27 protein-coding genes are annotated in these 19915 nt (G+C 61.0%); 1 reads left to right on the top strand and 26 read right to left on the bottom strand.

All coding sequences use genetic code 11. The features are described from left to right. Nucleotides 1-5: 5 nt before the first annotated feature. From QZ329_RS04560 to QZ329_RS04485, 16 genes are all read right to left on the bottom strand, one after another. Nucleotides 6-1130 (bottom strand): aminotransferase class V-fold PLP-dependent enzyme, encoded by a 1125-nt coding sequence (locus tag QZ329_RS04560; RefSeq protein ID WP_295748797.1) that lies wholly within the window; start codon nucleotides 1128-1130, stop codon nucleotides 6-8. Next, the gene (locus tag QZ329_RS04555) at nucleotides 1127-1378 is read right to left on the bottom strand and encodes a DUF3343 domain-containing protein (RefSeq protein WP_295748794.1); all 252 of its coding nucleotides are present in this window, start codon (nucleotides 1376-1378) and stop codon (nucleotides 1127-1129) included. Before QZ329_RS04555 ends, QZ329_RS04560 begins: the two co-directional genes overlap by 4 nt. A 201-nt stretch (nucleotides 1379-1579) precedes the next feature. Further along, nucleotides 1580-2065 (bottom strand): 2-C-methyl-D-erythritol 2,4-cyclodiphosphate synthase, encoded by a 486-nt coding sequence (gene ispF / locus QZ329_RS04550; protein WP_295748791.1) that lies wholly within the window; start codon nucleotides 2063-2065, stop codon nucleotides 1580-1582. Continuing rightward, nucleotides 2062-2793: a 2-C-methyl-D-erythritol 4-phosphate cytidylyltransferase gene (gene ispD, locus QZ329_RS04545; RefSeq protein ID WP_295748788.1), complete on the bottom strand. Its 732-nt coding sequence runs from the start codon at nucleotides 2791-2793 to the stop codon at nucleotides 2062-2064. The genes ispF and ispD overlap by 4 nt, the downstream gene beginning before the upstream one ends. Before the next feature lie 28 nt (nucleotides 2794-2821). Next, entirely contained in the window at nucleotides 2822-3319 is a 498-nt protein-coding gene (locus tag QZ329_RS04540) for a CarD family transcriptional regulator (RefSeq protein WP_295748786.1), read from the bottom strand. A 177-nt stretch (nucleotides 3320-3496) separates the two neighbouring features. Continuing rightward, a complete protein-coding gene (locus QZ329_RS04535; RefSeq protein ID WP_295748783.1) occupies nucleotides 3497-4843 on the bottom strand; it encodes a butyryl-CoA:acetate CoA-transferase in 1347 nt (448 codons plus the stop codon). 207 nt (nucleotides 4844-5050) lie between these two features. Next, the gene (locus tag QZ329_RS04530) at nucleotides 5051-7018 is read right to left on the bottom strand and encodes a bifunctional 4-hydroxy-3-methylbut-2-enyl diphosphate reductase/30S ribosomal protein S1 (RefSeq protein ID WP_295748780.1); all 1968 of its coding nucleotides are present in this window, start codon (nucleotides 7016-7018) and stop codon (nucleotides 5051-5053) included. After that, complete coding sequence (locus tag QZ329_RS04525) at nucleotides 7009-7650, bottom strand: lysophospholipid acyltransferase family protein (protein ID WP_295748776.1); 642 nt, start codon at nucleotides 7648-7650, stop codon at nucleotides 7009-7011. The genes QZ329_RS04530 and QZ329_RS04525 overlap by 10 nt, the downstream gene beginning before the upstream one ends. Beyond that, a complete protein-coding gene (cmk, locus tag QZ329_RS04520) occupies nucleotides 7647-8324 on the bottom strand; it encodes a (d)CMP kinase (protein WP_295748774.1) in 678 nt (225 codons plus the stop codon). The genes QZ329_RS04525 and cmk overlap by 4 nt, the downstream gene beginning before the upstream one ends. Nucleotides 8325-8342: 18 nt before the next feature. Further along, complete coding sequence (locus QZ329_RS04515) at nucleotides 8343-9572, bottom strand: NAD(P)/FAD-dependent oxidoreductase (protein ID WP_295748771.1); 1230 nt, start codon at nucleotides 9570-9572, stop codon at nucleotides 8343-8345. Further along, on the bottom strand, nucleotides 9565-10431 hold the full coding sequence (locus QZ329_RS04510; RefSeq protein WP_295748768.1) for a MurR/RpiR family transcriptional regulator: 867 nt from the start codon (nucleotides 10429-10431) through the stop codon (nucleotides 9565-9567). Before QZ329_RS04510 ends, QZ329_RS04515 begins: the two co-directional genes overlap by 8 nt. A 78-nt stretch (nucleotides 10432-10509) precedes the next feature. Further along, complete coding sequence (locus QZ329_RS04505; RefSeq protein ID WP_295748766.1) at nucleotides 10510-11124, bottom strand: sugar O-acetyltransferase; 615 nt, start codon at nucleotides 11122-11124, stop codon at nucleotides 10510-10512. A 32-nt stretch (nucleotides 11125-11156) separates the two neighbouring features. Next, complete coding sequence (locus QZ329_RS04500; protein WP_295748763.1) at nucleotides 11157-12053, bottom strand: polyprenyl synthetase family protein; 897 nt, start codon at nucleotides 12051-12053, stop codon at nucleotides 11157-11159. Nucleotides 12054-12056: 3 nt separating this feature from the next. Further along, complete coding sequence (gene xseB, locus QZ329_RS04495) at nucleotides 12057-12296, bottom strand: exodeoxyribonuclease VII small subunit (protein ID WP_295748760.1); 240 nt, start codon at nucleotides 12294-12296, stop codon at nucleotides 12057-12059. Next, a complete protein-coding gene (xseA, locus tag QZ329_RS04490; RefSeq protein WP_295748758.1) occupies nucleotides 12271-13512 on the bottom strand; it encodes an exodeoxyribonuclease VII large subunit in 1242 nt (413 codons plus the stop codon). Before xseA ends, xseB begins: the two co-directional genes overlap by 26 nt. 3 nt (nucleotides 13513-13515) lie before the next feature. Then, complete coding sequence (locus QZ329_RS04485; protein WP_295748754.1) at nucleotides 13516-13722, bottom strand: helix-turn-helix transcriptional regulator; 207 nt, start codon at nucleotides 13720-13722, stop codon at nucleotides 13516-13518. A gap of 94 nt (nucleotides 13723-13816) precedes the next feature. On the opposite strand from QZ329_RS04485, the gene QZ329_RS04480 reads away from it, so the two are divergent. After that, nucleotides 13817-14038, top strand: coding sequence for a hypothetical protein (locus QZ329_RS04480; RefSeq protein WP_295748751.1), 222 nt, complete (start codon nucleotides 13817-13819; stop codon nucleotides 14036-14038). A gap of 88 nt (nucleotides 14039-14126) precedes the next feature. Here the strand turns inward: QZ329_RS04480 and nusB are convergent, their stop codons facing one another. The 10 genes from nusB to QZ329_RS04430 all read right to left on the bottom strand — a co-directional run bounded on the left by nusB (nucleotide 14127) and on the right by QZ329_RS04430 (nucleotide 19803). Then, on the bottom strand, nucleotides 14127-14576 hold the full coding sequence (gene nusB, locus QZ329_RS04475) for a transcription antitermination factor NusB (protein WP_295748748.1): 450 nt from the start codon (nucleotides 14574-14576) through the stop codon (nucleotides 14127-14129). Nucleotides 14577-14611: 35 nt separating this feature from the next. Next, nucleotides 14612-14989, bottom strand: a complete 378-nt coding sequence (locus tag QZ329_RS04470) for an Asp23/Gls24 family envelope stress response protein (protein ID WP_295748745.1) — start codon at nucleotides 14987-14989, stop codon at nucleotides 14612-14614. A gap of 114 nt (nucleotides 14990-15103) precedes the next feature. Continuing rightward, complete coding sequence (locus QZ329_RS04465) at nucleotides 15104-15706, bottom strand: SpoIIIAH-like family protein (protein ID WP_295748742.1); 603 nt, start codon at nucleotides 15704-15706, stop codon at nucleotides 15104-15106. A 23-nt stretch (nucleotides 15707-15729) separates the two neighbouring features. Next, complete coding sequence (locus QZ329_RS04460) at nucleotides 15730-16239, bottom strand: hypothetical protein (RefSeq protein WP_295748739.1); 510 nt, start codon at nucleotides 16237-16239, stop codon at nucleotides 15730-15732. A 4-nt stretch (nucleotides 16240-16243) separates the two neighbouring features. Next, the gene (locus tag QZ329_RS04455; protein WP_295748737.1) at nucleotides 16244-16726 is read right to left on the bottom strand and encodes a stage III sporulation protein AF; all 483 of its coding nucleotides are present in this window, start codon (nucleotides 16724-16726) and stop codon (nucleotides 16244-16246) included. Beyond that, nucleotides 16723-17802 (bottom strand): stage III sporulation protein AE, encoded by a 1080-nt coding sequence (locus QZ329_RS04450; RefSeq protein WP_295748735.1) that lies wholly within the window; start codon nucleotides 17800-17802, stop codon nucleotides 16723-16725. Before QZ329_RS04450 ends, QZ329_RS04455 begins: the two co-directional genes overlap by 4 nt. Further along, entirely contained in the window at nucleotides 17799-18188 is a 390-nt protein-coding gene (locus QZ329_RS04445) for a SpoIIIAC/SpoIIIAD family protein (RefSeq protein ID WP_325259101.1), read from the bottom strand. Before QZ329_RS04445 ends, QZ329_RS04450 begins: the two co-directional genes overlap by 4 nt. 2 nt (nucleotides 18189-18190) lie before the next feature. Next, the gene (gene spoIIIAC / locus QZ329_RS04440) at nucleotides 18191-18385 is read right to left on the bottom strand and encodes a stage III sporulation protein AC (RefSeq protein ID WP_204790889.1); all 195 of its coding nucleotides are present in this window, start codon (nucleotides 18383-18385) and stop codon (nucleotides 18191-18193) included. Nucleotides 18386-18397: 12 nt separating this feature from the next. Then, nucleotides 18398-18895 carry a stage III sporulation protein AB gene (locus QZ329_RS04435; protein ID WP_295748728.1) on the bottom strand — a complete coding sequence of 166 codons (498 nt, stop codon included), beginning with the start codon at nucleotides 18893-18895 and terminating at the stop codon, nucleotides 18398-18400. Next, nucleotides 18889-19803: a stage III sporulation protein AA gene (locus QZ329_RS04430; protein WP_295748725.1), complete on the bottom strand. Its 915-nt coding sequence runs from the start codon at nucleotides 19801-19803 to the stop codon at nucleotides 18889-18891. Before QZ329_RS04430 ends, QZ329_RS04435 begins: the two co-directional genes overlap by 7 nt. Nucleotides 19804-19915 lie beyond the last annotated feature (112 nt).

Genomic DNA, 19915 nt, shown 5'->3' with positions numbered 1-19915 from the left:
GAAAATTATCCCAGGATACCGCGAATTGCAAAAATCAGGCGGGAAACCTCCTCCGGCGTGTTGAAATCGGAGAAGCTGAGCCGGACCGTGCCGGTGTCCAGCGTTCCGGCGCTGCGGTGGGCGTAGGGGGCGCAGTGCAACCCCGCCCGAACGGCAAAGCCTCGCTCCGCCAGCGCCGTGCCCAGAGCTTCCGCGTCTCGTCCCTTCGCGGTAAGGGAAAGCACCCCTGTCTGATTGCGCAGCTCCGGCGAGGCGTAAAGCTGTAAACCAGGAATACTTTCCAGGCCTTGGACAGCCAGGCGGGTCAGGTACCACTCATGGTCCAGAATCTTGTCCAGACCTCGGCGGCGGACGTAGCGGACGCCGGCCAGAAGTCCCGCTATTCCAGGCATATTATGGGTTCCGGCCTCCAATTGGTCCGGCAGAAAATCCGGCATCTGCTGCTGAATGGAAAGACTTCCGGTGCCGCCTTCCAAAAGCGGCTGAGCGGAGACGCCCTCCCCACAGAGCAGCACGCCAGTGCCCTGGGGACCGTAAAGCCCCTTGTGTCCGGGCATGGCGGCAAAAGCGGCCCGCAGGTCCGTCATGTTGAGGGGCAGGACGCCTGCGGACTGCGAGGCGTCGACGATAAACGGCACACCTCGGTTCCGGCAGATTTCGGCGATTTTCTCCACCGGCTGAACAGCGCCGAAGACATTGGAAACATGGCTGCAAACCACCGCGTCCGTATCGGGGCCAATCAGGCGGGCAAACGCCTCTTCCGCCGCCGCCGGGTCAAAGAGCGGCGCCCAAGCCACAAAAACACGGGCTTTCAGCGCCGCGAGAGGCCGGGTAACCGCGTTATGCTCATAGCCGGAGATCACGGCCTTTCCCCCTGGGGGAACCAGGCTCTTGATGGCGATATTCAGCGCGTGGGTGGCGTTGAGCGTAAAAACCACCTGCTCCGGATTTTGCAGGCCAAAGAGTTCTGCCAGCTCCGAGCGGCACTGGAAGGCCGTATCGGCGGCCTTTTCCGCAGCGGGATAGCCTCCCCGCCCCGGCGAGCTCATGGAGGCAAGAGCCTCCCACATGGCGGCGGCCACAGCGGGAGGCTTTTGAAAGCTGGTAGCCGCACTGTCGAAGTAGATCATGGCCCCACCTCCCGGTACAGCCCCTGTTGATACATGAATATTTGAACGGGGTCCAGATTGTCCCGGTGAAGAGCGGTCAGGGCCTCCGGCAGATCGGAAACCGCAATGCGCACGGCATAGGCGCAGCCCATTTCCGTCAGGTCCCTGGGGGGGCGGAAAATATGGCAGCGGATGCCAGCCCGCCCCAGGGACTTCTGCATCCGCTGGGCATAGGTTACGGAGCGGGCGAGGATGATATAGTGCTCCACAAAACACTCCTCCTTTCCTCCCATTCTATGGGAGTCCGGGAAAAAGGTGCGGAAGCCGGACACAAAAAAGCCCCGCCATAGGGACAGGGCTTCCAGTGTTATTTTATGCATAGGAGCCTTGCGGTGAAACGGTCCCGCAGATAGGTCCCCTGAACCCGCTCCAGCCCGCTGTCTGGAATGTCAAGGGCTGGCTTCGCTTTTTCATGGCATCTTTTCCACCAAAGCCACCGCGTGGGCCGCCATGCCGGAGCCGTCTCCGGTGAAACCAAGCCCCTCTTCCGTGGTTGCCTTGACGTTGACCCGTTCCTCCTCAATTCCCAAAGCGGCGGCGATGTTTTCCGCCATTTTCGCCTTATAGGGCGCCACCTTGGGCGCCTGAGCCAACAGCGTAGCGTCAATGTTCACCACAGTGGTCCTGCGTTCCCGCAAAAGCTTTCCCACCTCCGCCAGCAGCCGCAGGCTGGAGATACCCTTGTAGGTGGGGTCCGTATCTGGGAACAGCTTCCCAATGTCCCCCAGCCGGGCAGCCCCTGCCAGAGCATCCATCACGGCGTGAACCAGCACGTCGGCGTCGGAGTGCCCCAACAGGCCCTTTTCCCAGGAAATCTCCACACCGCCCAGAATCAGCTTTCGCCCCTCCGCCAGCCGGTGGACGTCATAGCCATGACCAATACGCAGGTTTGTCATCTTCCATCCTCTCTGGCCCGCAATATGGCCTCCGCGATCACCAGGTCCAGCGGCGTGGTAATTTTCAGGTTCTCCTCCTCGCCCTCCACCAAAAAGACCACCTTCCCCAGGCGCTCTACGGCGGAAGCGTCGTCGGTGACGGGAACTTCCTGCTCCAGGGTGGACTGAAGTGCGGCCTTTAAAAGACCCGCCTGAAAAACCTGGGGCGTCTGCACGGCCCGGAGGTGTTCCCGGTCCAGGGTTTCCTCCACCGCGCCTCCGTCTCGAAATGTCTTCATTGTATCCTTTACCGCGATGGCCGGGGCGGCGGCGGAACAGCGGGCAGCAGCGGAGATCACGCGGTCGATCAGCTCCGGCGACACCAAGGGACGGGCGCCGTCCTGTACGGCCAGCAGCTCCGTCTCCGGCGCAGCCTCCAGGGCGGCCAGCAAAACGGAATGGACCCGGCTCTCCCCGCCCCGGACGACCTTTGTGCACTTCGCGATTCCATAGGTCCGGCATAGCTGGGAGATTTCCAAAATGTCCTCCTCCCTGGCGGCGATAACGATCTCGTCCACGCCTCCGGCGAATTGAAGCGCCGTCAGCGTTCGGACCAATACCGGCACGCCGTCCAGCGGCTGGAGCAGCTTGTTGATGCCGCCCATCCGCTGCGAGCTCCCGGCCGCCGCCACCAGCGCGGCGCAGCGGGGTCTCCGGGCCTCCCGCACTTTCTTGAAAAATGGCAGCATTCCAAACCCCTCTCTGCCCCGGCGGGCCTCACTGGGAGACCGGCAGCTTCTGCATGACCGCGTGGTCCAGCCGGGCCTCCACATCCTGATAGTCGCATCCCTGCACCAGCGAAATCTCAGAGATGATAATCTGCTTTGCGTTGTGGAGCATTTTCCTTTCCCCGGTGGACAATCCCCGGCGGGAGTCCCGCCGCATCAAGCCCTTTACCACTCGGGCCACTTCACTAAGGTCCCCGCTTTTCAGGCGGAGAAGATTTTCCTGATACCGCTTGTTCCAGTTTGGACTCGACTCGACTTCCAGGGAGGGAATGCTGTCAAAGAAAGCCTCCGCCTCCGTAGGAGAAATGATGGACCGAATGCCGATGGCTTGTGAATTGGCGGTTGGAATTTTCAGAACCAACCCCCCCACCGGCATTTTGAATACATAGTACTCCTTTATCGTGCCCGCCACTTTTTCCTGGACGACGTCGGCAATGACGCCAGCGCCATGCATGGGATGCACGATCAGGTCCCCGATTTGGAACATGGACACCCCTTTCTCTGTCGCGGCCTCCGCCGCATATGTTGTTTGCCTCTTGATACTATGAATTCCATGCTAAATTTGATGGTTCCATGCTATGATTGATTGCAAACTGCTGTTTAACGAAGCACCCACTCGATGAGACAAACACCATGCGGCAGAGGCCCCGCAAAGAGCGGTGACTCAGCGCTTATTCGAGCGCCGCCAGATGTGCATTTTTTCCGCCTCGGCAATCAGTTCTTCCCGGAACTGGGGATGAGCCAGGCCGATCAGGCCCTCCGCCCTCTCCCAGGTGGATTTTCCCTTGACATTGAATTTGCCGTATTCCGTTACGATCCAATGGAGATTGGTACGGGTGGCGGTGACTACGGACCCCTCTACCAAAGTCGGTCGGATGCGGGACTTCAGCTGGCCAGTCTTCTTGTCCATAAAGGAAGAGGAACAGCAGATGAAGCTCTTGCCTCCCTTGGCCAGATAGGCGCCCATCACAAAGTCCTGCTGGCCGCCGGCACCGGAAATGTGCTGGATTCCGGAGGACTCGGAGGACACCTGGCCGTAAAGGTCAATGTCCACCGCGCCGTTGATGGACGTGAAATTCTCAATCTGAGACACCCGGGCAATGTCGTTCACATAGCTCACCGGGGCGGCCATGCACTCCGGGTTGTTGTTCAGAAAATCATACAGTTTCTGCGTGCCGGCAGCGAAGGCGTAGGTCTGCCGGCCCCGGTCAAAGGGCTTGCAGGCGCCGGTGATGCGGCCCGCCCTGGACATGTCCACAAAGGCATCCACGTACATCTCGGTATGTACGCCCAAGTCCTTCAAATCGGACTCGGCGATCATTTTTCCGATGGCGCTGGGCATAGAGCCGATGCCAAGCTGGAGGCAGGCGCCGTTGGTAATCTCCGGCACCACCAGGTTCGCGACGGCCAGATCCACTTCCGAGGCCGTTCCGGCGCCGCCCAGGGTCTCCATGGGCGGGTTCTCCCCTTCCACGATCATGGCCACGTCGCTGATATGGACGCAGTTCTCAAAGCCGCCCAGACACACGGGCATATTCTGATTGACTTCCACAATAATGGTCTTGGCGCATTCGCAGACCGCTTTCATGTGAGAGCCGCCGGGGCCGAAATTGAACCATCCGTGCTCGTCCATGGGAGCCACCTGGAACATCGCCACATCCAAAGTCTTGATGCAGTCCCGATAATAGCCTGGAAGCTCGGAGTAACGCAGGGGAATGTAATAGGCAAAACCCTCTTTGATGGCCTTGCGCTCTATGCCGCTCATATGCCAGGAGTTCCAGGTAATGCGCTCCGCAACATCCGGCACGTCGAAAATGGCGGGCCGCCGGGTCAGGATTCCGCCGCGGAGCTTCAAATCCGTCAGTTCTCCCATCCGGGCCGCAAGGGCCTTGTCCAGGGCGTTGGGAGAGCAGACGCTCCAACCGTAATCCAGCCAGTCGCCGGACCGGACGGCTTTCACCGCCTCCTCCGCGCCGGTCAGCTTCTGCCGGTATTCCTCCTGATAGCTCATAGTCGATTCCTCCAATAATCCGTTCTATTTCTTCGCCAAAAACGAAGGGAAAATTTCCATGGTATGACATCTACGTTCAACAGTATAACATCTCTTCCAAAATATTGCAATGGGAAAACGTGAAAAAAATAACATGTTTTTGTGAAAAAAGGACAGGCCCAGCGGGCCTGTCCTCAAATTTCAAAGGTTTTGCCAGTTTGCGGAGACTTACTCCTCCACATCCCCGGCTTCCTCCTCTTCCGGCTCCTCCACAGAGGGGGCCAGCAGAGCACGGATGGACAGGGAAATCTTTTTCCGCTCCTCGTCGACAGCGGTAATCTTGGCATCCACAATCTGCCCCTCGGACAGCACGTCCTCCGGCTTCTCAATGCGGCGGTCCGCGATCTGAGAAATGTGAATCAGGCCGTCCACGCCGGGAACCACCTCGGCGAAAGCGCCGAAGGTCATCAGCTTCACAACGCGGACAGAAGCCACGTCGCCCACGGAGTACTTATCCATAAAGACCTGCCAGGGGTCCACATTGTGGTCCTTGACGCCCAGGGAAATCTTCCGCTTCTCGGGATCAAAGGAGATGACATAGACCTCCATCGTATCGCCGACCTTGCATACCTCGGAGGGAGTCTTGATGCGGCTCCAGCTCAGCTCCGAGATATGTACCATGCCGTCCACGCCGCCGATGTCGACGAACACGCCGTAACTGGTCATGGACTTCACGGTCCCGGTGTAGCGCTTGCCCACCTCGATGTTGTTCCAAATCTCCTCCTGGGCGGCCCGGCGGGCCTCGTCGGAGACGGAGCGGATGGAACCGACCACCCGGCGGCGGGCGCGGTTGACCTCCGTGACGCGGAGCTGAACCTTCTGCCCCTTCATGGCAGAGAGATCCGCGCCTCTGGGCTGACCGCTCTGGGAGGCGGGAACAAACACCCGCACGCCCTTGACCGACACCACGATACCGCCCTTGTTCTCCTCGGTGACGGTGCCCTCCATGACGGTCTTCTCCTCCACGGCCTGCTCGATGTTCTCCCAGACCTTCACAGCGTCCAGCCGCTTCTTGGAGAGCTCGGCATACCCCTCCACGTCGTTGACACGGACGATGTACGTCTCAATCTCGTCGCCGACCTTCACCACGTCCTCCGGCTTGGCGGCAGGGTCGTCGGTCAGCTCGCTGAACTTAATGTAAGCCGCCTGCTTGGCGCCCACATCCACCTGCACTTCCGTCGGCGTGATGGCGGTGACAATTCCGGTTACCTTCTCCCCTGTATTTAAAGTTTTGAAGGACTGGTTCAGCAGTTCCTCAAAGGACTCCTCGTTGTTCTCCATCGTCTTGATTTCTTCACTCATGGCTGCATATACCTCCTTAATAATGCCCGCTGGCGTGGAAGCACCGGCCGTAAGGCCCGCAACAGAACAACCACTGAAAAAATCCGGCGGGAGCTCGTCCGCGTTTTCGATCTGGATTACGCGGGAGCAGCTCTCCTTGCAAATTTCCGTCAAATGTTTGGTGTTGGCGCTTTTACGGTCTCCTACCACGACCATGACGTCCGCTTTCGCGGCGAGTATGGCCGCTTCAGACTGACGCTTATGCGTAGCGGTACATATTGTATCAAACTTTTTTGCGTTTGTACACTCTTTTTTTACGATTTTCCAAGAAGTTTCAAAAAGTTCACGAATACACGTGGTCTGAGCAACCACGGTGAGGGGCGTTTCCCGAAGGCCGGGGTCCTTTTCCAGCCGAACCTCCACCTCTTCCGGTCCGCTGAAAATCAGGGAATGGGCACAGCGGCTGGCGATTCCCGCCACCTCCGGATGCGCCGCATCCCCGATGATGACCGGGGTGCGTCCCTCCGCTTCCGCCTCCGCCACTAAATTCTGAATCCGGCGGACATTGGGACAGGTGGCGTCCACCAAGCGAACGCCTTTTGCCTCCAAATGGTCCAAAATTTCCTTTGGCTCTCCGTGTGAGCGAATGATTACCGCATCTCCAGGCTGTAAAGTGTCTATACTTTCAGTCTGTTGAATTCCAGCTCTTTTCAGTGCTTCCACAACATGGGTATTGTGAATCAGGTCTCCCAGCATCCAGCAGCGCCCCGTCTCCTCTGCCGTCTGGCGCGCCAAGTCCACCGCCCGGCGCACGCCATAGCAAAAACCGGCGCTCTCCGCTAAAATTACCCGCATCGCGGCTTTCCTCCCACAGCCTGACCACCCAGGGCATAGGCGGCCTCCAGCAAATCGTCGGCAATTTTCTGCATCTCCTCCGAGGTGCCCCGGCGGCCGGTGTACTGGGGCACATAGGGATCACCGAAGATGATCCGGGTCCGGTGGAACAGCTTCTTCTCCCCGTCCACAAAGACCGGTATCAGCGTGGCTCCGGTACGAACGCCAATCATGGCAACTCCCGCTTTTGCCTGAGGAGGCAAACCGTCGAGGTACCCAATCCCGTTACGGACAGTGGTGCCTTCCGGGAAAATCAGGAGGTTATCGCCGTCCTTCAGCGCCTGGATGGACTGCTTGACGGCGTTGATGTCGTTGTTGCCCCGGCTCACCGGGAACGCGCCCACCTTTCGCAGAAGCCAGCCGAGAAGAGGATTTTGAAACAGCTCCTCCTTCGCCATAATGTGCAGCCGGTAATTGATGGGCAGCCTCAGTGCCACCAAGATGGGGTCCCAGTTGCTGGAGTGATTGGGGCAGAGCAGCACGCCGCTTTTGGGCAGCTTCTCCATTCCCTCCACAGAAACGGGATGCAGGATTCTGGTAACGAGACCCACGACATAATAAACGACGACAAACAGGCGGTTGAAGGGTTTCATAGGCCCGTCCTTTCCCGGACGATGGCCAGCAGCGCGTGCAGGCTCTCCTGAAAGTTCAGGGCCGAAGTGTCCAGCAGTACCGCGTTCTCCGCCTGCCGCAGCGGCGCTGCGGCGCGGTGGGTATCCCGCCAGTCCCGGTCCTCAATGTCCCGAAGCACCTCCTCAAAGGGCTGGGGCGTTCCCCGTTCTTCCAGCTCGCGGCAGCGGCGCCGCGCCCGAACCTGGACGGAGGCTGTAAGAAAAACCTTGACCTCCGCGTCCGGCAGGACCACCGTGCCGATATCCCGTCCGTCCATTACCACATTGTATGTTCGAGCCAGCTCCCGCTGGGTTTCCAGCAGATAGGCCCGCACCGGCGGCAAGGCGGAGACGGCGGAGGCGTAGCGGGAGACCTCGGGCAGCCGGATTTCCTCGCTGACGTCCTGTCCGTTCAGCAGCGTCCGCTGCTGTCCCTCCGCATCATAGCGCAGCTCCACCTGTATCAGCGGCAGAATCGCCGCCACAGCGGCCTCGTCGCCGGGGGCGACCGAGCGCTTCCGAGCGAAGAGCCCAACAGTTCGGTAAATTGCGCCGGTATCCACATATACAAATCCCAGGGCTTTGGCGGCGGCTCTGGCTAAGGTGCTCTTCCCTGCGCCGGAAGGCCCGTCGATGGCTACGCGAATCGTGCTCATATGAAACCTCCACAGTGTTTAATCTTCATTCGCCGCCGCAATCCCGGCGGCTCTGCCTGTGGACCAGGCAATCTGCAAATTGAAGCCGCCGGTATATGCGTCCACATCCAGAATCTCCCCGGCAAAATAGAGTCCCCGTACCAGCTTCGACTCCATGGAAGCTGGATGGACCTCCCCCACCTTGACGCCTCCGGAGGTGACGATGGCGTCCGTCACCGGACAGGGTCCCGCGATCACAACGGGAAAACATTTCAATACCCGAAGCAGTCCCCGGCGCTGTTCCCGGGTAATATCGTGAACTTTCTGGCGGGGATCAATGCCGGAGGCCCGAACGATTTCCGGAATCAGCTTCTGGGGCAGCAGATCGTTCAGCGCATTGCAGAAATCGTGGTTGCTGTACTTTTCAAAATCTCCCAGCAGCCGCCGGTCCAGCGTCTGTTCGTCCAGCGCGGGCTTCAAATCGATTTCCAGGTGATAGGCCCGCTCCCCAAACCGCCGCATATGAGCGGAGGCCGACAGGATCAGGGGGCCGCTGAGGCCAAAATGTGTGAACACCAATTCCCCGAAGTCCGTATAGATTTTCCTGCTGTCTTCCAACACCGTCAAGCCCACATTCCGGAGGCTGAGACCTTGTAGGGTTTTTCCAACTCCAAAATCCCGGAGCGGTACCAGAGAGCCCCGCAGAGGCGTCACCGTGTGCCCCGCTTCCGCAGCCATGCGGTGGCCCTCGCCGGTGGAGCCGGTGGCGGGATAAGAGATGCCGCCGGTGGCCAGAATCACCGCAGAGGCCGGATAGCGCCCCCGCTCCCCTCTGACGCCGGACACCCCGCCGTTTTCAATTTCCAGGGACACGGCGCGGTCCTTGAGAATGGAAACCTTTTGCTTTCGAAGCCTCCGTTCCAGCGCGGCGCTGATGTCGAAGGCCCGGTCCGACACCGGGAACACCCGGTTCCCCCGCTCCGTCTTCAAAGGGACGCCAAGCTCCTCAAAAAAGGCCATGGTATCCTGGGCATTGAAGCGGGAGAAAGCGCTGTAAAGGAATTTCCCATTACGCGGAATGTTGGCCAGTAATCCCTCAAGGCCGGTATGATTGGTCACATTACAGCGGCCTTTCCCGGTAATGTTCAGCTTTTTTCCAAGCCGTTCGTTGGGCTCCAGAAGCGTAACGGAGGCCCCGCATTCCGCCGCTGAAATGGCGGCCATCATGCCGGCGGCGCCGCCGCCGGCCACCAGAACTTCTCTACTCATCGTCTGCCCTGCCAAACACACCATATCGATTCCAGATTTCCTCCAGCTCCGCAAAGGTGCCGGAGACGTCCGCCCCCATCCGGTTGGACAGCGCCACCAGCAGCGCGTTGATCAGCGACAAGGGCGCAACCATAGAGTCCACAAAGGAAATCATTTCACAGGGGGCCAGAAGCGCCGCGTCCGAAAGCTGATAGACCGGCGAGAGCTCGTTGTCCGTAATGGCGATGATGCTGGCTCCCCGGTCACGGGCAAACTTCACCGTATTGATGGTGACATTGGAATAGCGGGGAAAGCTGATGGCGATCAGCACGTCTCCGTCTCCCATGCGAAGCATCTGCTCAAACATCTCCCCTGCCGCGTTGGACTGGATCAGCGTTACATTTTCCGACAGCAAGTGCATGTAAAAATGCAGGTAGCCCGCCACGAAGGAAGAGGAGCGAACCCCCAGAATATAGATATGGCGGCTGTTCATAATCTTGTCCAGCACCCGGCTGAACTCCCGTTGATCGATCCTGCCGGACATTTGACGCAGCTTGTCAATATCAGACTGGAGGACCGCTGGCAGAATATCCTGTCCGGAAAACAGGTTTCCCGCCTGCTGTATGCGCTGTGTGGACGTCAGACGGCTCCGGATCATGTCCTGAAGGGCCCTCTGCATGCTGGGATAGCCGTCGTACCCCAGCTCGGAGGCAAAGCGCACAACCGTGGATTCGCTGACTCCCGCCAGCAGGCCCAGACGGCTGGCGGTCATGAAAGCGGCCTTATCGTAGTTTTCCAGAATGTAGCTGGCAATGCGCTTTTGCCCCTTGGAAAAGCCGTCCTTGCCCTGCTCTAATTGATGCAAAATGTCTTTTGCCATTGGCCTCTTCCCTCCGGAACGGATTTCCAAGGAATTTGATCGAACCATGGATTCTCTTCTCCGCTTTCGACACCGCGCCTATTGAAACAGCTCCGCGTCGATCTTCCGATCTTTGAAATAGTATTTCCGGTCATGCTCGCCCAGCGCGCGCAGAACTCTGCACGGATTTCCCACGGCCAGGGAATCCGGCGGAATATCCCGGGTGACGACGCTTCCCGCCCCGATGACCGTTCCGTCCCCAATGCTGACGCAGGGCAGAACAATCACGCCGGCCCCCAGCCAGCAGCCCCTTCCGATCCGAATGGGCGCGTTGAACTGATAGCCCTGTTCCCGAAGCCCGGGCCACAGCGGATGCCCCGCCGCGGCCAGCACCACATTGGGCCCGAATTTTGTATAATCTCCCACGTAAATATGGGTGTCGTCCACAACAGTCAGGTTAAAATTCGCGTAAACATTCTTCCCGATATGCAGATGATGGCCGCCCCAATTCGCGTGAAAGGGCGGCTCAATGTAGCTGCCCTCGCCAAACTCGGCAAGCAGCTCGCGCAAAATGGCCGTCCGGCGGTCCTGCTCGGCGGGGCGGGTGTGGTTGAAGGCATACAAACGGTCAAGATACCTCTCCTGCTCCCGAAGCAATTCCTCATCCGCAGATTGATAGAGCTCCCCGCTGTGGAGCTTTTCCCAAATCGACATAAAACGCCTCCCAAAGCAGCTTAAAAACCCGCTCAGTTTTTCCGCACCGCCAGACTGTCCGCCAGCTCCAGAAGAAACCGCGTCTCTCCCGTCCAGCCGCAGCCTTTCAGCGCCTTTTTGGCCAGTTCCGTATAGGTCCGAACCTTCTCTTCACAGGCCGGAATGCCCAACAGAGCCGCAAACGTGCTCTTTTGGTTCGCCGCATCGGAGCCGATGGGTTTGCCAAGCTCTTCCCGGGTGGACACCGCGTCCAAAATGTCGTCCCGAATCTGAAACGCCAGACCAAGATTGGTGGCGTAATCCCTGGCGGCGTCCATGCAAGCGTCATCCACTGTCCGGCGGCCCTTAGAGGCGGCGACGCCCATCATGCACGCCGCCCGGAGCAAAGCTCCCGTCTTCCGGTCGTTAATTTCCGTCAGGGCCTCGGCGGTACGAGACTGGCCGTTGCCGATGGTATCCCAGTACTGCCCGCCGCACATGCCCGTCTCCCCGGCGGCCTCCGCCAGAATCCTTGCCGCCAGCGCCTTGCACGCGCCGCCGCCGTGCCGCCATTGGCCCCCGGCGGAGAGCACCGTGCGAAACGCCGCCGCCTGAAGGGCGTCGCCCGCCAGGGTGGCCACGCACTCGCCGTAAACCTTGTGGCAGGTGGGCTTCCCCCGGCGGAGGTCGTCGTTGTCCATGCAGGGCAGGTCATCGTGGATGAGAGAATAGGTGTGAAGCATTTCCACTCCACAGCCAAAATCCAGCGCCTCCTCCATGGACCCCCCCGCCGCCTCACAGAATTTCATGGTTAGAATGGGCCGGATGCGCTTCCCGCCGGCCAGAAGGCTGTAGTGCATGGCCTCCTCCAGCCCTTCGCCGGGGAAAAAGTCCCGCAGCCGGGTTTCGACCATTGTCCGGGCCGTCTCCAGTTCCCGCTGAAAGTCCATGCTTCAAGCCTCCTCCGTGGTTTCGAAGGGCAACTCCTCCGGCGCGCCGCCGGGGCCCTTCATCAGCTTTACCACCTGCTGCTCCGCCTGATCCAGCTGTTTGGTACAGGCGGCGATCAGCTTCGTCCCTTCCTCAAACAGGGCCAGGGAATCCGCAAGCTGAACGTCTCCCTGCTCCAGGGCGGAGACGATCTCCTCCAGACGGGCGATCTGCTGCTCAAACGTCACTTTTTTCGCGGCCATGCGCGTTCTCCTCCTCTTGATAGGGCTCGTCCACCGTGCAGATAAAGCCCCCTTTTCCCAGGGTCACGGCCACCCGTTCCCCGGTTTGAACATCCTGCCAGGTCCTTAAAATCTCGCCCGAGGGCCCGCGGGCCATGGCGTAGCCCCGGCCCAGGACCTTCAAGGGGCTCATAGCGTCCAGCGCCGCCCCCAGGACGGACACCCGCTGCCGTTTTCCCGCCACCAGCCCGGCGGACAGGTCCCCCAGCCGCTGCTGGACGTGTACCAGTTCCATCCGCTTGTCCTGGACGTAGGCCATCTGGTCCCGAAGGACCCGCTTTTCCGCCAGCGCCGTCAGTCTCTGTCGCGCGGACGCCAGCCGGGCGGCCTCGCTCTGCTCCATCCGGGACGCTGCTCCCCCCAGCCACTGCCGCAGGGCCTCCTGGTCCGGCACGGCAATTTCCGCCGCGTTGGAGGGAGTGGACGCCCGGGCGTCCGCCACGAAATCGGAGATGGTCACGTCCGGCTCGTGGCCCACGGCGGAGATGACGGGCAGCTCCGAATCGTAAATGGCCCTGGCCACCCGCTCATCGTTGAAGGCCCACAGGTCCTCCATGGACCCGCCGCCCCGGCCGGTGATGATGACATCTCCCACCCGCCACTTGTTGGCGTAGCGAATGGCTCCGGCAATTTCCGGCGGAGCCTCGGCCCCCTGGACCCGAACGGGCAGCAACAGCACCTTCGCCAGAGGATAGCGCCGTCGCAGAATGCGGATCATGTCGTGAACCGCCGCGCCGGCGGAGGAGGTGACAATGGCGATTTTCTCCGGATAGAGCGGCAGGGGCTTCTTGTGGGCCGGGTCAAAAAGACCCTCGGCATAGAGCTTAGCCTTAAGCTGTTCGAAGGCAACCGCCAGGTCCCCCGCCCCTTCGGGAGTCAGGGCGTTACAGTAGAGCTGATAGGCCCCGTCCCGGGGAAAGACCGTAATCCGTCCCTGGGCAATGACCTTCATGCCGTTTTCCGGGCGGAACCGGAGGCGGGACGCCTGTCCCCGGAAAATGACGCAGCGAAGGGCCCCCTCCGGGTCCTTTAAGGTAAAGTAATGGTGCCCGGAGGGATACATTTTATAATTGGAAAGCTCACCCCGGACATAAATGTTCTGAAGCATAGGCTCTCCGTCCAGCAGAAGCTTGACCAGCTGATTGACCTCGGCGACGCCGAAAATGTGCTGTTCCATGAGTTACCTCTCGTCGGAGCGCCCGGCCAGATAGTCCAGGCTGACGCCAAAATGGTCTGCCAGGGCGCAGAGATTATAAAAATTAGGAACGCTGGTTGCCCCCTCAAGTCCTTGGTACTGGCGGGCCGTAATTCCAACCGCCACCGCAACTTGCACCTGAGTCTCTTTGCGTTCCATCCGCAAAGCCCGCAATCTTTCTGAAAATTCCATGATAACTCCTTGACACGAAATGGATTTCATGCTATGCTAAGAGCACGAAATAGATTTCATGTTCCCAAAATGTCTCAAAAGAAAGGTGGTCATTATGTCCGACTTCATGCTCTGGCTTCACGCCAACTATATCCGGCCCCAGATTGACGCACAGAAAAAGGGGGATTACAGCTTCCATTTCGACCTTGTGCGGAACAGTCTTCCGGCCTCCGAACGGCTCTCCATGGACAAATGCCTGGAGTTTACAGCCCTCCACGCCTTCACCCTGGGTCTGCGGACCGGCGCGGGGCTGGCCGGCGCCGTGCCCCAACGCTGACCGGAGAGACGGAGGTTCCGGCCCGCCGGACCCCTCCACGGGAAAAAGCAGAGCCGGACATGGTGCACCCATGCCCGCTCTGCTGTTTTTATTCGGAGAGCTCCTGCCGGGAGAAGCTGCCCAGAATGCCGTTGATGAATTTCACCGTCTCCGGCATCTCGTACTTTTTGGCGATCTCCACCGCCTCGTTGATGGCGGCGGCGTTGGGAATATCCGGCATGTACATCACCTCGTACATGGCCACCCGCATAACGGCGGAGGCAACCATGGGAATGCGGGAGAACTTCCAGCCCTTGGCGTATTTCTCAATATAGCCGTCCAGCTCCGCCCCATGCTCCCGCACGCCCCGGACCAGGCGGCGGATATACGCCGCCTGTTTGGCGTTGGGGGCTTCCCGGTAAAGATCGTCCTCCTCCGCCAGCCCGGCGAAGGCCTCCGCCGTCAGGCGCTGGTCCAGCAGCTCCTCCGCGGGCTTGTCGGTAAAGTTCAATTCGTAAGAGAGATGAATGGCAATCTCCCGGGCGGTATTCCGTACCATAGTTCTACGTCCTTTATCTGATGTTCACTCCGGCGTCAGTTCAGGGCCACGCCGCCCACATGGATGTTGACGGCCTCCACCGGGCAGCCGGTCATGGCCTCCACCGCGCCGGACACGGCCTTCTGGGCGTTGGCCGCCACCTCGGGAATGGGGTGGCCGTACCGCACGGTCAGATACAGGTCCAGAACCAGCGCCGCGCCGGTCATGTCGATCTTCACGCCCCGGACGCCCTTCTGGGCGTTTTTCCGGTTGTTCACCAGATCGCTGACGCTGCCGCCCAGATTCGTCATCATACCGGAGACGCCCTCCACCTCCCGGACCGCGCCCACGGCGATGGCGGCGATGACCTCCTCCGAGATGTTGATGCTGCCGTTCTCCTCCGGCAGGGTCATATATTCCTTGCTCTCGGCCATGCTGTACCTCTCCTTATTTCGTTCCTTCGTGAAATGGGGTTCCACTCCACGGCGGGTTTTCCTGCTGAAATCATGCTGAGTTATTGTACCATATCCCGCCGGAAATTACAACCACTAATTTGCCGCCATGATCTTGATGCCCCCCGCCGGGAAGCCGGTCTCCGTCATGGTAATGTCGGTGATCTTGGCCACGTCCTCCGCCGTCAGCTCTCCGCTCTTGGTGGACACCACCACGCTGACGCTCTCGTCCCCCATGAAGGCCACGCAGTCCGTGTAGCCCTTGGCGGTGACCAGGTTTTCAATCTGGGCCTCCTTCAGCGTGTAGGACGCCAGGACCTGGATGCCCTGCGAGGCCTCGTTGGCTACGGCCTGGTCGGCGTTTTCCTGCTCCGCCGCCTCCTGGAGAAGCGAGATGGCGTTGTCCCTGGCCTGCTGCCGGGTCAGCCGGGCGGAGGCGAAGTAATCCGAGCCGGTGTAGACCGTGTCCTCGTCCGCCGGGGCGGCGGCGTCCTCCGGCCCGGCCGGTTCCCCGCCCTCCGCCGGCGCTCCGCCGTCCTTCGCGTCCCCGCTGCCGGAAACCAGCTGGGCCTCCCCCAGAAGCTTGCCGGAGGCGTCCTGCGCTTCCTGGCCGGTGTACATCCAGTTCAGCGCCACCGCCGAGCAGACCAGCACCGCCATCACCGCCACCACTGCGTTCCGTTTCCATCTTGCGCTCATAGACCCTTTCCTCCTCCAAATAATCACTGCCATTTTGCCACCGTGACGCGGTCCGTGGGCAGTCCGGTGAGAGCGGCCACCGCCCCCGTCACCGCAAGCCGCACCTCCGCGCTGCCGCCGCCCTGGCAGACCACCAGGGCCCCCCGGTAGGTGGGATACGTCCTCCGCACCACCACCGTCTCGTCCCCGCCGGAACCATCCAGACGGACCGTCTCCGATCTGCGGGAATAGTCCTCCGGCGCGGCGGTGTCCCCGCTGTAGCTCAGCTGTGTGTCCTGGGCCAGCTGCCGCTCCCCGTCGGAATCCACTGTCAGCATCACCTTCACCTGCCCCACGCCGTCCATGGCCGCCAGGATGTCCGCCATCTCCGTCTGAATGGTCTGGAGGTCCCAGCCGCTCTGGGCAGTCTCCCGGTTCTCCGCACGGGGCTTGGAAGACGTCTCCCGCTCTCCAAGTCCGGGCCACAGCAGCAGTCCCGCGCCGATCAGCGCCACCAGCGCCGCGTACTTGTATCTGTCCCATATCTTTCGCACTCCTTTAGTTTTTTCCTTCATGCCAAACCTGCCTCTCCGCCGGAATTCCAAGCTCTCCCGCGATCCAGTCCGTCAGGCTCTGGGAATAGGGCCCCGTCAGCTCCACAAAGGCCGGGAGGGGAACTTCCCCGTCCGCCCCCGGCTCCGTCTCCACCCGGACCGTCACCTCCAGACCCAGCGCGTCCGCTTTGTCCGATATATATGCGGCTGTCCGCCCGGCTATGAGTGCCGCCAGCTCTTCTTTTCCGGCGGACTCCAGCTCCGCCGTCCGGTCCCCGATGGCATTTTCGTAGTCGGAAAAGTCCAGCCGCAGCCGCCCCAGGTCCGTCCGCAGCACCGGCTGAAGCAGAACCGCCAGCAGAAGCAGTCCCCCGGTGAAGCTGGTTATTTTTTTAAGGGTCCCCTCCGGAACCAGGGCCTGGACCACGGTCAGCAGCAGCGTCACCGCCGCGATGGAGGTGATCCAGCTTCGCACCGCCCCAATCATGGCGTCACCGCCGCGATGGAGCTGAGCACGGAAACCAGCAGCAAGAGGGCACAGCTCCCCGTCATGCCAAGAACCAGACCAAATGCCCCGCCCAGGCCGTCAATCAGCTCCCGAAGCTCTGGGGCTCCCGCCGCCGCCGCCAGAAAGGCGGAGAGCTTGTACAGCAGATATTGGACGCCCAGCTGCAAAAAGGGGTAGGCACAGGCGGCCAGAATCGCCAGCATTCCAAAGACGCCGATGGTGTTTTTCAGCATCCCCGCTCCGGCCAGAACGGTCTCCGCCGCCTCGGCGATAATGCCTCCCACCACCGGCACCACGCCGGAGATGGCCGCCTTGGCCACCTTCACCGAGGCGCCGTCCGCCGCCCCGGCCACGACCCGCACCGTGGAGAGGTACACGGTGAAGAGCAGCAGCGAGGAGGTCAGTATCCAGGTGATGATCTTTTTCAGCGCCTCGGCGATGGCCCCAAGCCGGTTTTCCGGCAGGCAGCTGGAGGCCGCCAGCGCTCCGATGTACAAATAGACCAGCGGAAGCAGCAGCCCGTCGATGAGCTCCATCAGTAAATCCGCCAGAAAAACAGTGGTCACCTGTTGGAATGTGGCGCTACTCACCGCGCCGGAGGCCGCCGTCGCCGCCGCCAGAGTGGGCAGCAGGACTTTGGAGAAGAGGTTCAGCTCCCCAATGGTCTCCACCCCCAGGCCGATAAGATCCTCCAGGCTCCCCGCCGTCAGCAGCGTAACCGCCAGGGCCCCCGCCATGGGCAGATAGGCCGCCGCCTTCCCCTCCCCGGTCCCCTTGGCAAACCCGTCCACCGCGCCGCAAGCCACCGCCACTAGCAGAATGGACGCCGCGCCCCGGACGCGCTGCCGCAGAACGGACTTCACCTCTCCGGCCAGACGCTCGGCGATTCCCGCCAGCCCCCGGGAAAACCCCTCCGGACCGGAGAGGCTGTCGATATCCAGAATGTCCTCCGCCGCCTCCGGCAGGGCGTCCGTCAGGCTGCGGGGCAGCTCTTCCGCCCGAACGTCCACCGTCAGGGCCAGAAGAAGGAACAGCAAACAAATCCATCGTTTCATCGCATCAGCTCCAACAGCAGCGCCAGCACCGCCCGCAGCAGCGGCAGGGCGGCGATCAAGGCGCAGATCGCCCCCGCCGTCTCCACCACCGAGGCCAGGGCCGACTCCCCGGCGTCCCGGCAGAGGCCGCCCCCCAGCTTCACAACCAGGGCGATGCCCACGGTTTTGTAAAGGGGAATGAACAGCTCCCGGGACAGCCCGCTCTCCTCCACCAGCTCGCCCAAAAAGTCCATCAGAAGCTCCAGGCTCTCCGCCAGAGACAGCAGCACCACCACCGCGGCCCCAAGCGTCAGCAGCAGCGCCGCCTCCGGACTTCCCCGGCGCACCACCAGCGCCAGCAGCGCCGCCACAACGCACAACGCCGCCGCCTGTACCGACAGCTCCACGGTTAAAAGTTGAAGAGGGTCTTGATGAGGTCAAAGAGATCGCTGATCTCCTGTACCATCATCATCAAGACCACCACCAACCCCGCCAGGGTTGTCATCATGGCCTGTTCCTCCCGGCCGGAACGGACCAAGAGCTGGTTCAGCACCGCCACCAGAATGCCGATGGCGGCAATCTTGAAAATCAAATCCACATCCATGCGTTCGTCCCTCTAGATCAGTAAAATTACCAGCAGCGCCGAGGCGGAGAACCACAGCGCGGCCGCCCGCTTCTCTTCTTCCGGGCGCTTTTGCTCCGCCTCCTCAGTGCTTTTCGCCAGTGTATAGATGACATGGGATATTGCTTTACAGACCTTCTCCTCATCGCCTTGCAGGTCCTGCACCAGGGCGGAAATGGCGGACTTGTCCCCCTCGCTCATGGGCAGCGCATCCGCCTGCTCCCGCCAGACCTGCGGAAGCGCTTCCCCTTCTCCGGCGGCCTGGGATACTGCGGCAAAAAAGGAGGTGGCGGGCTCTCCGCAGCCCGCTGCCAGTCCAGCAAGCAGCGCCGGCAGAGGCGTCCTGGCCATCCGTACCTCCTCCCCCATTCTGCGGAAGGCCGTCTGAAAATCGGAGATCAAGTCCCGCGTCCGCTTTCGTTCCAGACGCTGGAGATACCAGGCCAGCGTACCTCCGGAGGCAACGAGAAGGCTCCCCAGCAGCTTCAGCATGGCAGCTCCTCCAACTCGTAGGCCCGTCCGTTTTCACTTCGCAGAATACGGACTGCCACACGGAAAACCTGGTTTTCCAGCAGCTGCCGGTAAAGGGGCTTTTGCAGCAGCTCCGGCACTCCCGATGCGTGGATGGTGGCCAGCAGTCCCACGCCGCAGCCCGCCGCCATGGAGATTGCCGCCAAATCCTCCCGAACGGTGATTTCATCTACGGCGATGGTCTGGGGATTCATGGCCCGGAGAACCATGGGGATGCCCAGGGCCTTCGGGCAAGCGTCCAACACGTCGGTTCGAGGCCCTATGTCCATCTGGGGCGCGCCTTGATAGACCACCGCCACCTCCCCCCGCTCGTCAATGAGGGCAAGTCTCTGAGACGGCCAGTCTGGCCCGCCCTCGGAGAGGCAGCGGATCAAATCCCGCAGAAGCGTCGTCTTCCCTCCTCCCGGAGGGGACAGAATCAGCGTGCTGAGGAACCCGCCGTTTCGAAATAGCTTGGGGGCGATGGGGTCGGCGATGCCCCGCCGCTCTCTGGAGATACGGATCACCGCCGAGGAGAGGTTTTTCAGATTCGTATTCACGCCTTCCTTCATCACTGCGGTGCCGCAGAGCCCCACCCGGAAGCCCCCGCGGACAGGCAGGAACCCCTCCCGGATGGTCTCCGCCGCAGCATAGCGGGAAAACTCTGTGGCGAGATCGCAGAGCGTCTCCAGCTCCTCCGGCTCCACCACCGCCTCCAGCGGCAGCTCTCCTGCCGGCAGAAGCGCCGTCATGGGCCGCCCCGCCCGGAGGCGCAGCTCTTCCGCTTCTGCCTTCTCCCCATCGGAGAGGGCCAGCGCCGCTTTTCGAAGGCGGCTGGGCAGGATGGATGCCGCTTGTTCATAGCGGGAAACGAGTTCATTTTTTTGCAAGGGAGATTCCCCCTTTCTTTGGTTACTCCACTCTATGAGAGCCCGTCCCACACTATGCCGGGTTTGTCCAAATTATTTTATGGAACGTGTGCTTGCTATTTTTCAGAACCAT

The sequence above is a fragment of the uncultured Oscillibacter sp. genome, assembly GCF_910579365.1.
Taxonomy (GTDB): domain Bacteria; phylum Bacillota; class Clostridia; order Oscillospirales; family Oscillospiraceae; genus Oscillibacter.
This window is presented reverse-complemented; position numbering and strand designations above follow the sequence as displayed.

Excerpts from the sequence above, each read along its gene's own strand:
- QZ329_RS04560 (WP_295748797.1), bottom strand. The coding sequence starts at position 1,130 with ATGATCTACTTCGACAGTGCGGCTACCAGCTTTCAAAAGCCTCCCGCT.
- ispF (WP_295748791.1), bottom strand. The coding sequence starts at position 2,065 with ATGACAAACCTGCGTATTGGTCATGGCTATGACGTCCACCGGCTGGCG.
- ispD (WP_295748788.1), bottom strand. The coding sequence starts at position 2,793 with ATGCTGCCATTTTTCAAGAAAGTGCGGGAGGCCCGGAGACCCCGCTGC.
- QZ329_RS04540 (WP_295748786.1), bottom strand. The coding sequence starts at position 3,319 with ATGTTCCAAATCGGGGACCTGATCGTGCATCCCATGCATGGCGCTGGC.
- QZ329_RS04535 (WP_295748783.1), bottom strand. The coding sequence starts at position 4,843 with ATGAGCTATCAGGAGGAATACCGGCAGAAGCTGACCGGCGCGGAGGAG.
- QZ329_RS04530 (WP_295748780.1), bottom strand. The coding sequence starts at position 7,018 with ATGCGGGTAATTTTAGCGGAGAGCGCCGGTTTTTGCTATGGCGTGCGC.
- QZ329_RS04525 (WP_295748776.1), bottom strand. The coding sequence starts at position 7,650 with ATGAAACCCTTCAACCGCCTGTTTGTCGTCGTTTATTATGTCGTGGGT.
- cmk (WP_295748774.1), bottom strand. The coding sequence starts at position 8,324 with ATGAGCACGATTCGCGTAGCCATCGACGGGCCTTCCGGCGCAGGGAAG.
- QZ329_RS04515 (WP_295748771.1), bottom strand. The coding sequence starts at position 9,572 with ATGAGTAGAGAAGTTCTGGTGGCCGGCGGCGGCGCCGCCGGCATGATG.
- QZ329_RS04510 (WP_295748768.1), bottom strand. The coding sequence starts at position 10,431 with ATGGCAAAAGACATTTTGCATCAATTAGAGCAGGGCAAGGACGGCTTT.
- QZ329_RS04505 (WP_295748766.1), bottom strand. The coding sequence starts at position 11,124 with ATGTCGATTTGGGAAAAGCTCCACAGCGGGGAGCTCTATCAATCTGCG.
- QZ329_RS04500 (WP_295748763.1), bottom strand. The coding sequence starts at position 12,053 with ATGGACTTTCAGCGGGAACTGGAGACGGCCCGGACAATGGTCGAAACC.
- xseB (WP_295748760.1), bottom strand. The coding sequence starts at position 12,296 with ATGGCCGCGAAAAAAGTGACGTTTGAGCAGCAGATCGCCCGTCTGGAG.
- xseA (WP_295748758.1), bottom strand. The coding sequence starts at position 13,512 with ATGGAACAGCACATTTTCGGCGTCGCCGAGGTCAATCAGCTGGTCAAG.
- QZ329_RS04485 (WP_295748754.1), bottom strand. The coding sequence starts at position 13,722 with ATGGAATTTTCAGAAAGATTGCGGGCTTTGCGGATGGAACGCAAAGAG.
- QZ329_RS04480 (WP_295748751.1), top strand. The coding sequence starts at position 13,817 with ATGTCCGACTTCATGCTCTGGCTTCACGCCAACTATATCCGGCCCCAG.
- nusB (WP_295748748.1), bottom strand. The coding sequence starts at position 14,576 with ATGGTACGGAATACCGCCCGGGAGATTGCCATTCATCTCTCTTACGAA.
- QZ329_RS04470 (WP_295748745.1), bottom strand. The coding sequence starts at position 14,989 with ATGGCCGAGAGCAAGGAATATATGACCCTGCCGGAGGAGAACGGCAGC.
- QZ329_RS04465 (WP_295748742.1), bottom strand. The coding sequence starts at position 15,706 with ATGAGCGCAAGATGGAAACGGAACGCAGTGGTGGCGGTGATGGCGGTG.
- QZ329_RS04455 (WP_295748737.1), bottom strand. The coding sequence starts at position 16,726 with ATGATTGGGGCGGTGCGAAGCTGGATCACCTCCATCGCGGCGGTGACG.
- QZ329_RS04450 (WP_295748735.1), bottom strand. The coding sequence starts at position 17,802 with ATGAAACGATGGATTTGTTTGCTGTTCCTTCTTCTGGCCCTGACGGTG.
- spoIIIAC (WP_204790889.1), bottom strand. The coding sequence starts at position 18,385 with ATGGATGTGGATTTGATTTTCAAGATTGCCGCCATCGGCATTCTGGTG.
- QZ329_RS04435 (WP_295748728.1), bottom strand. The coding sequence starts at position 18,895 with ATGCTGAAGCTGCTGGGGAGCCTTCTCGTTGCCTCCGGAGGTACGCTG.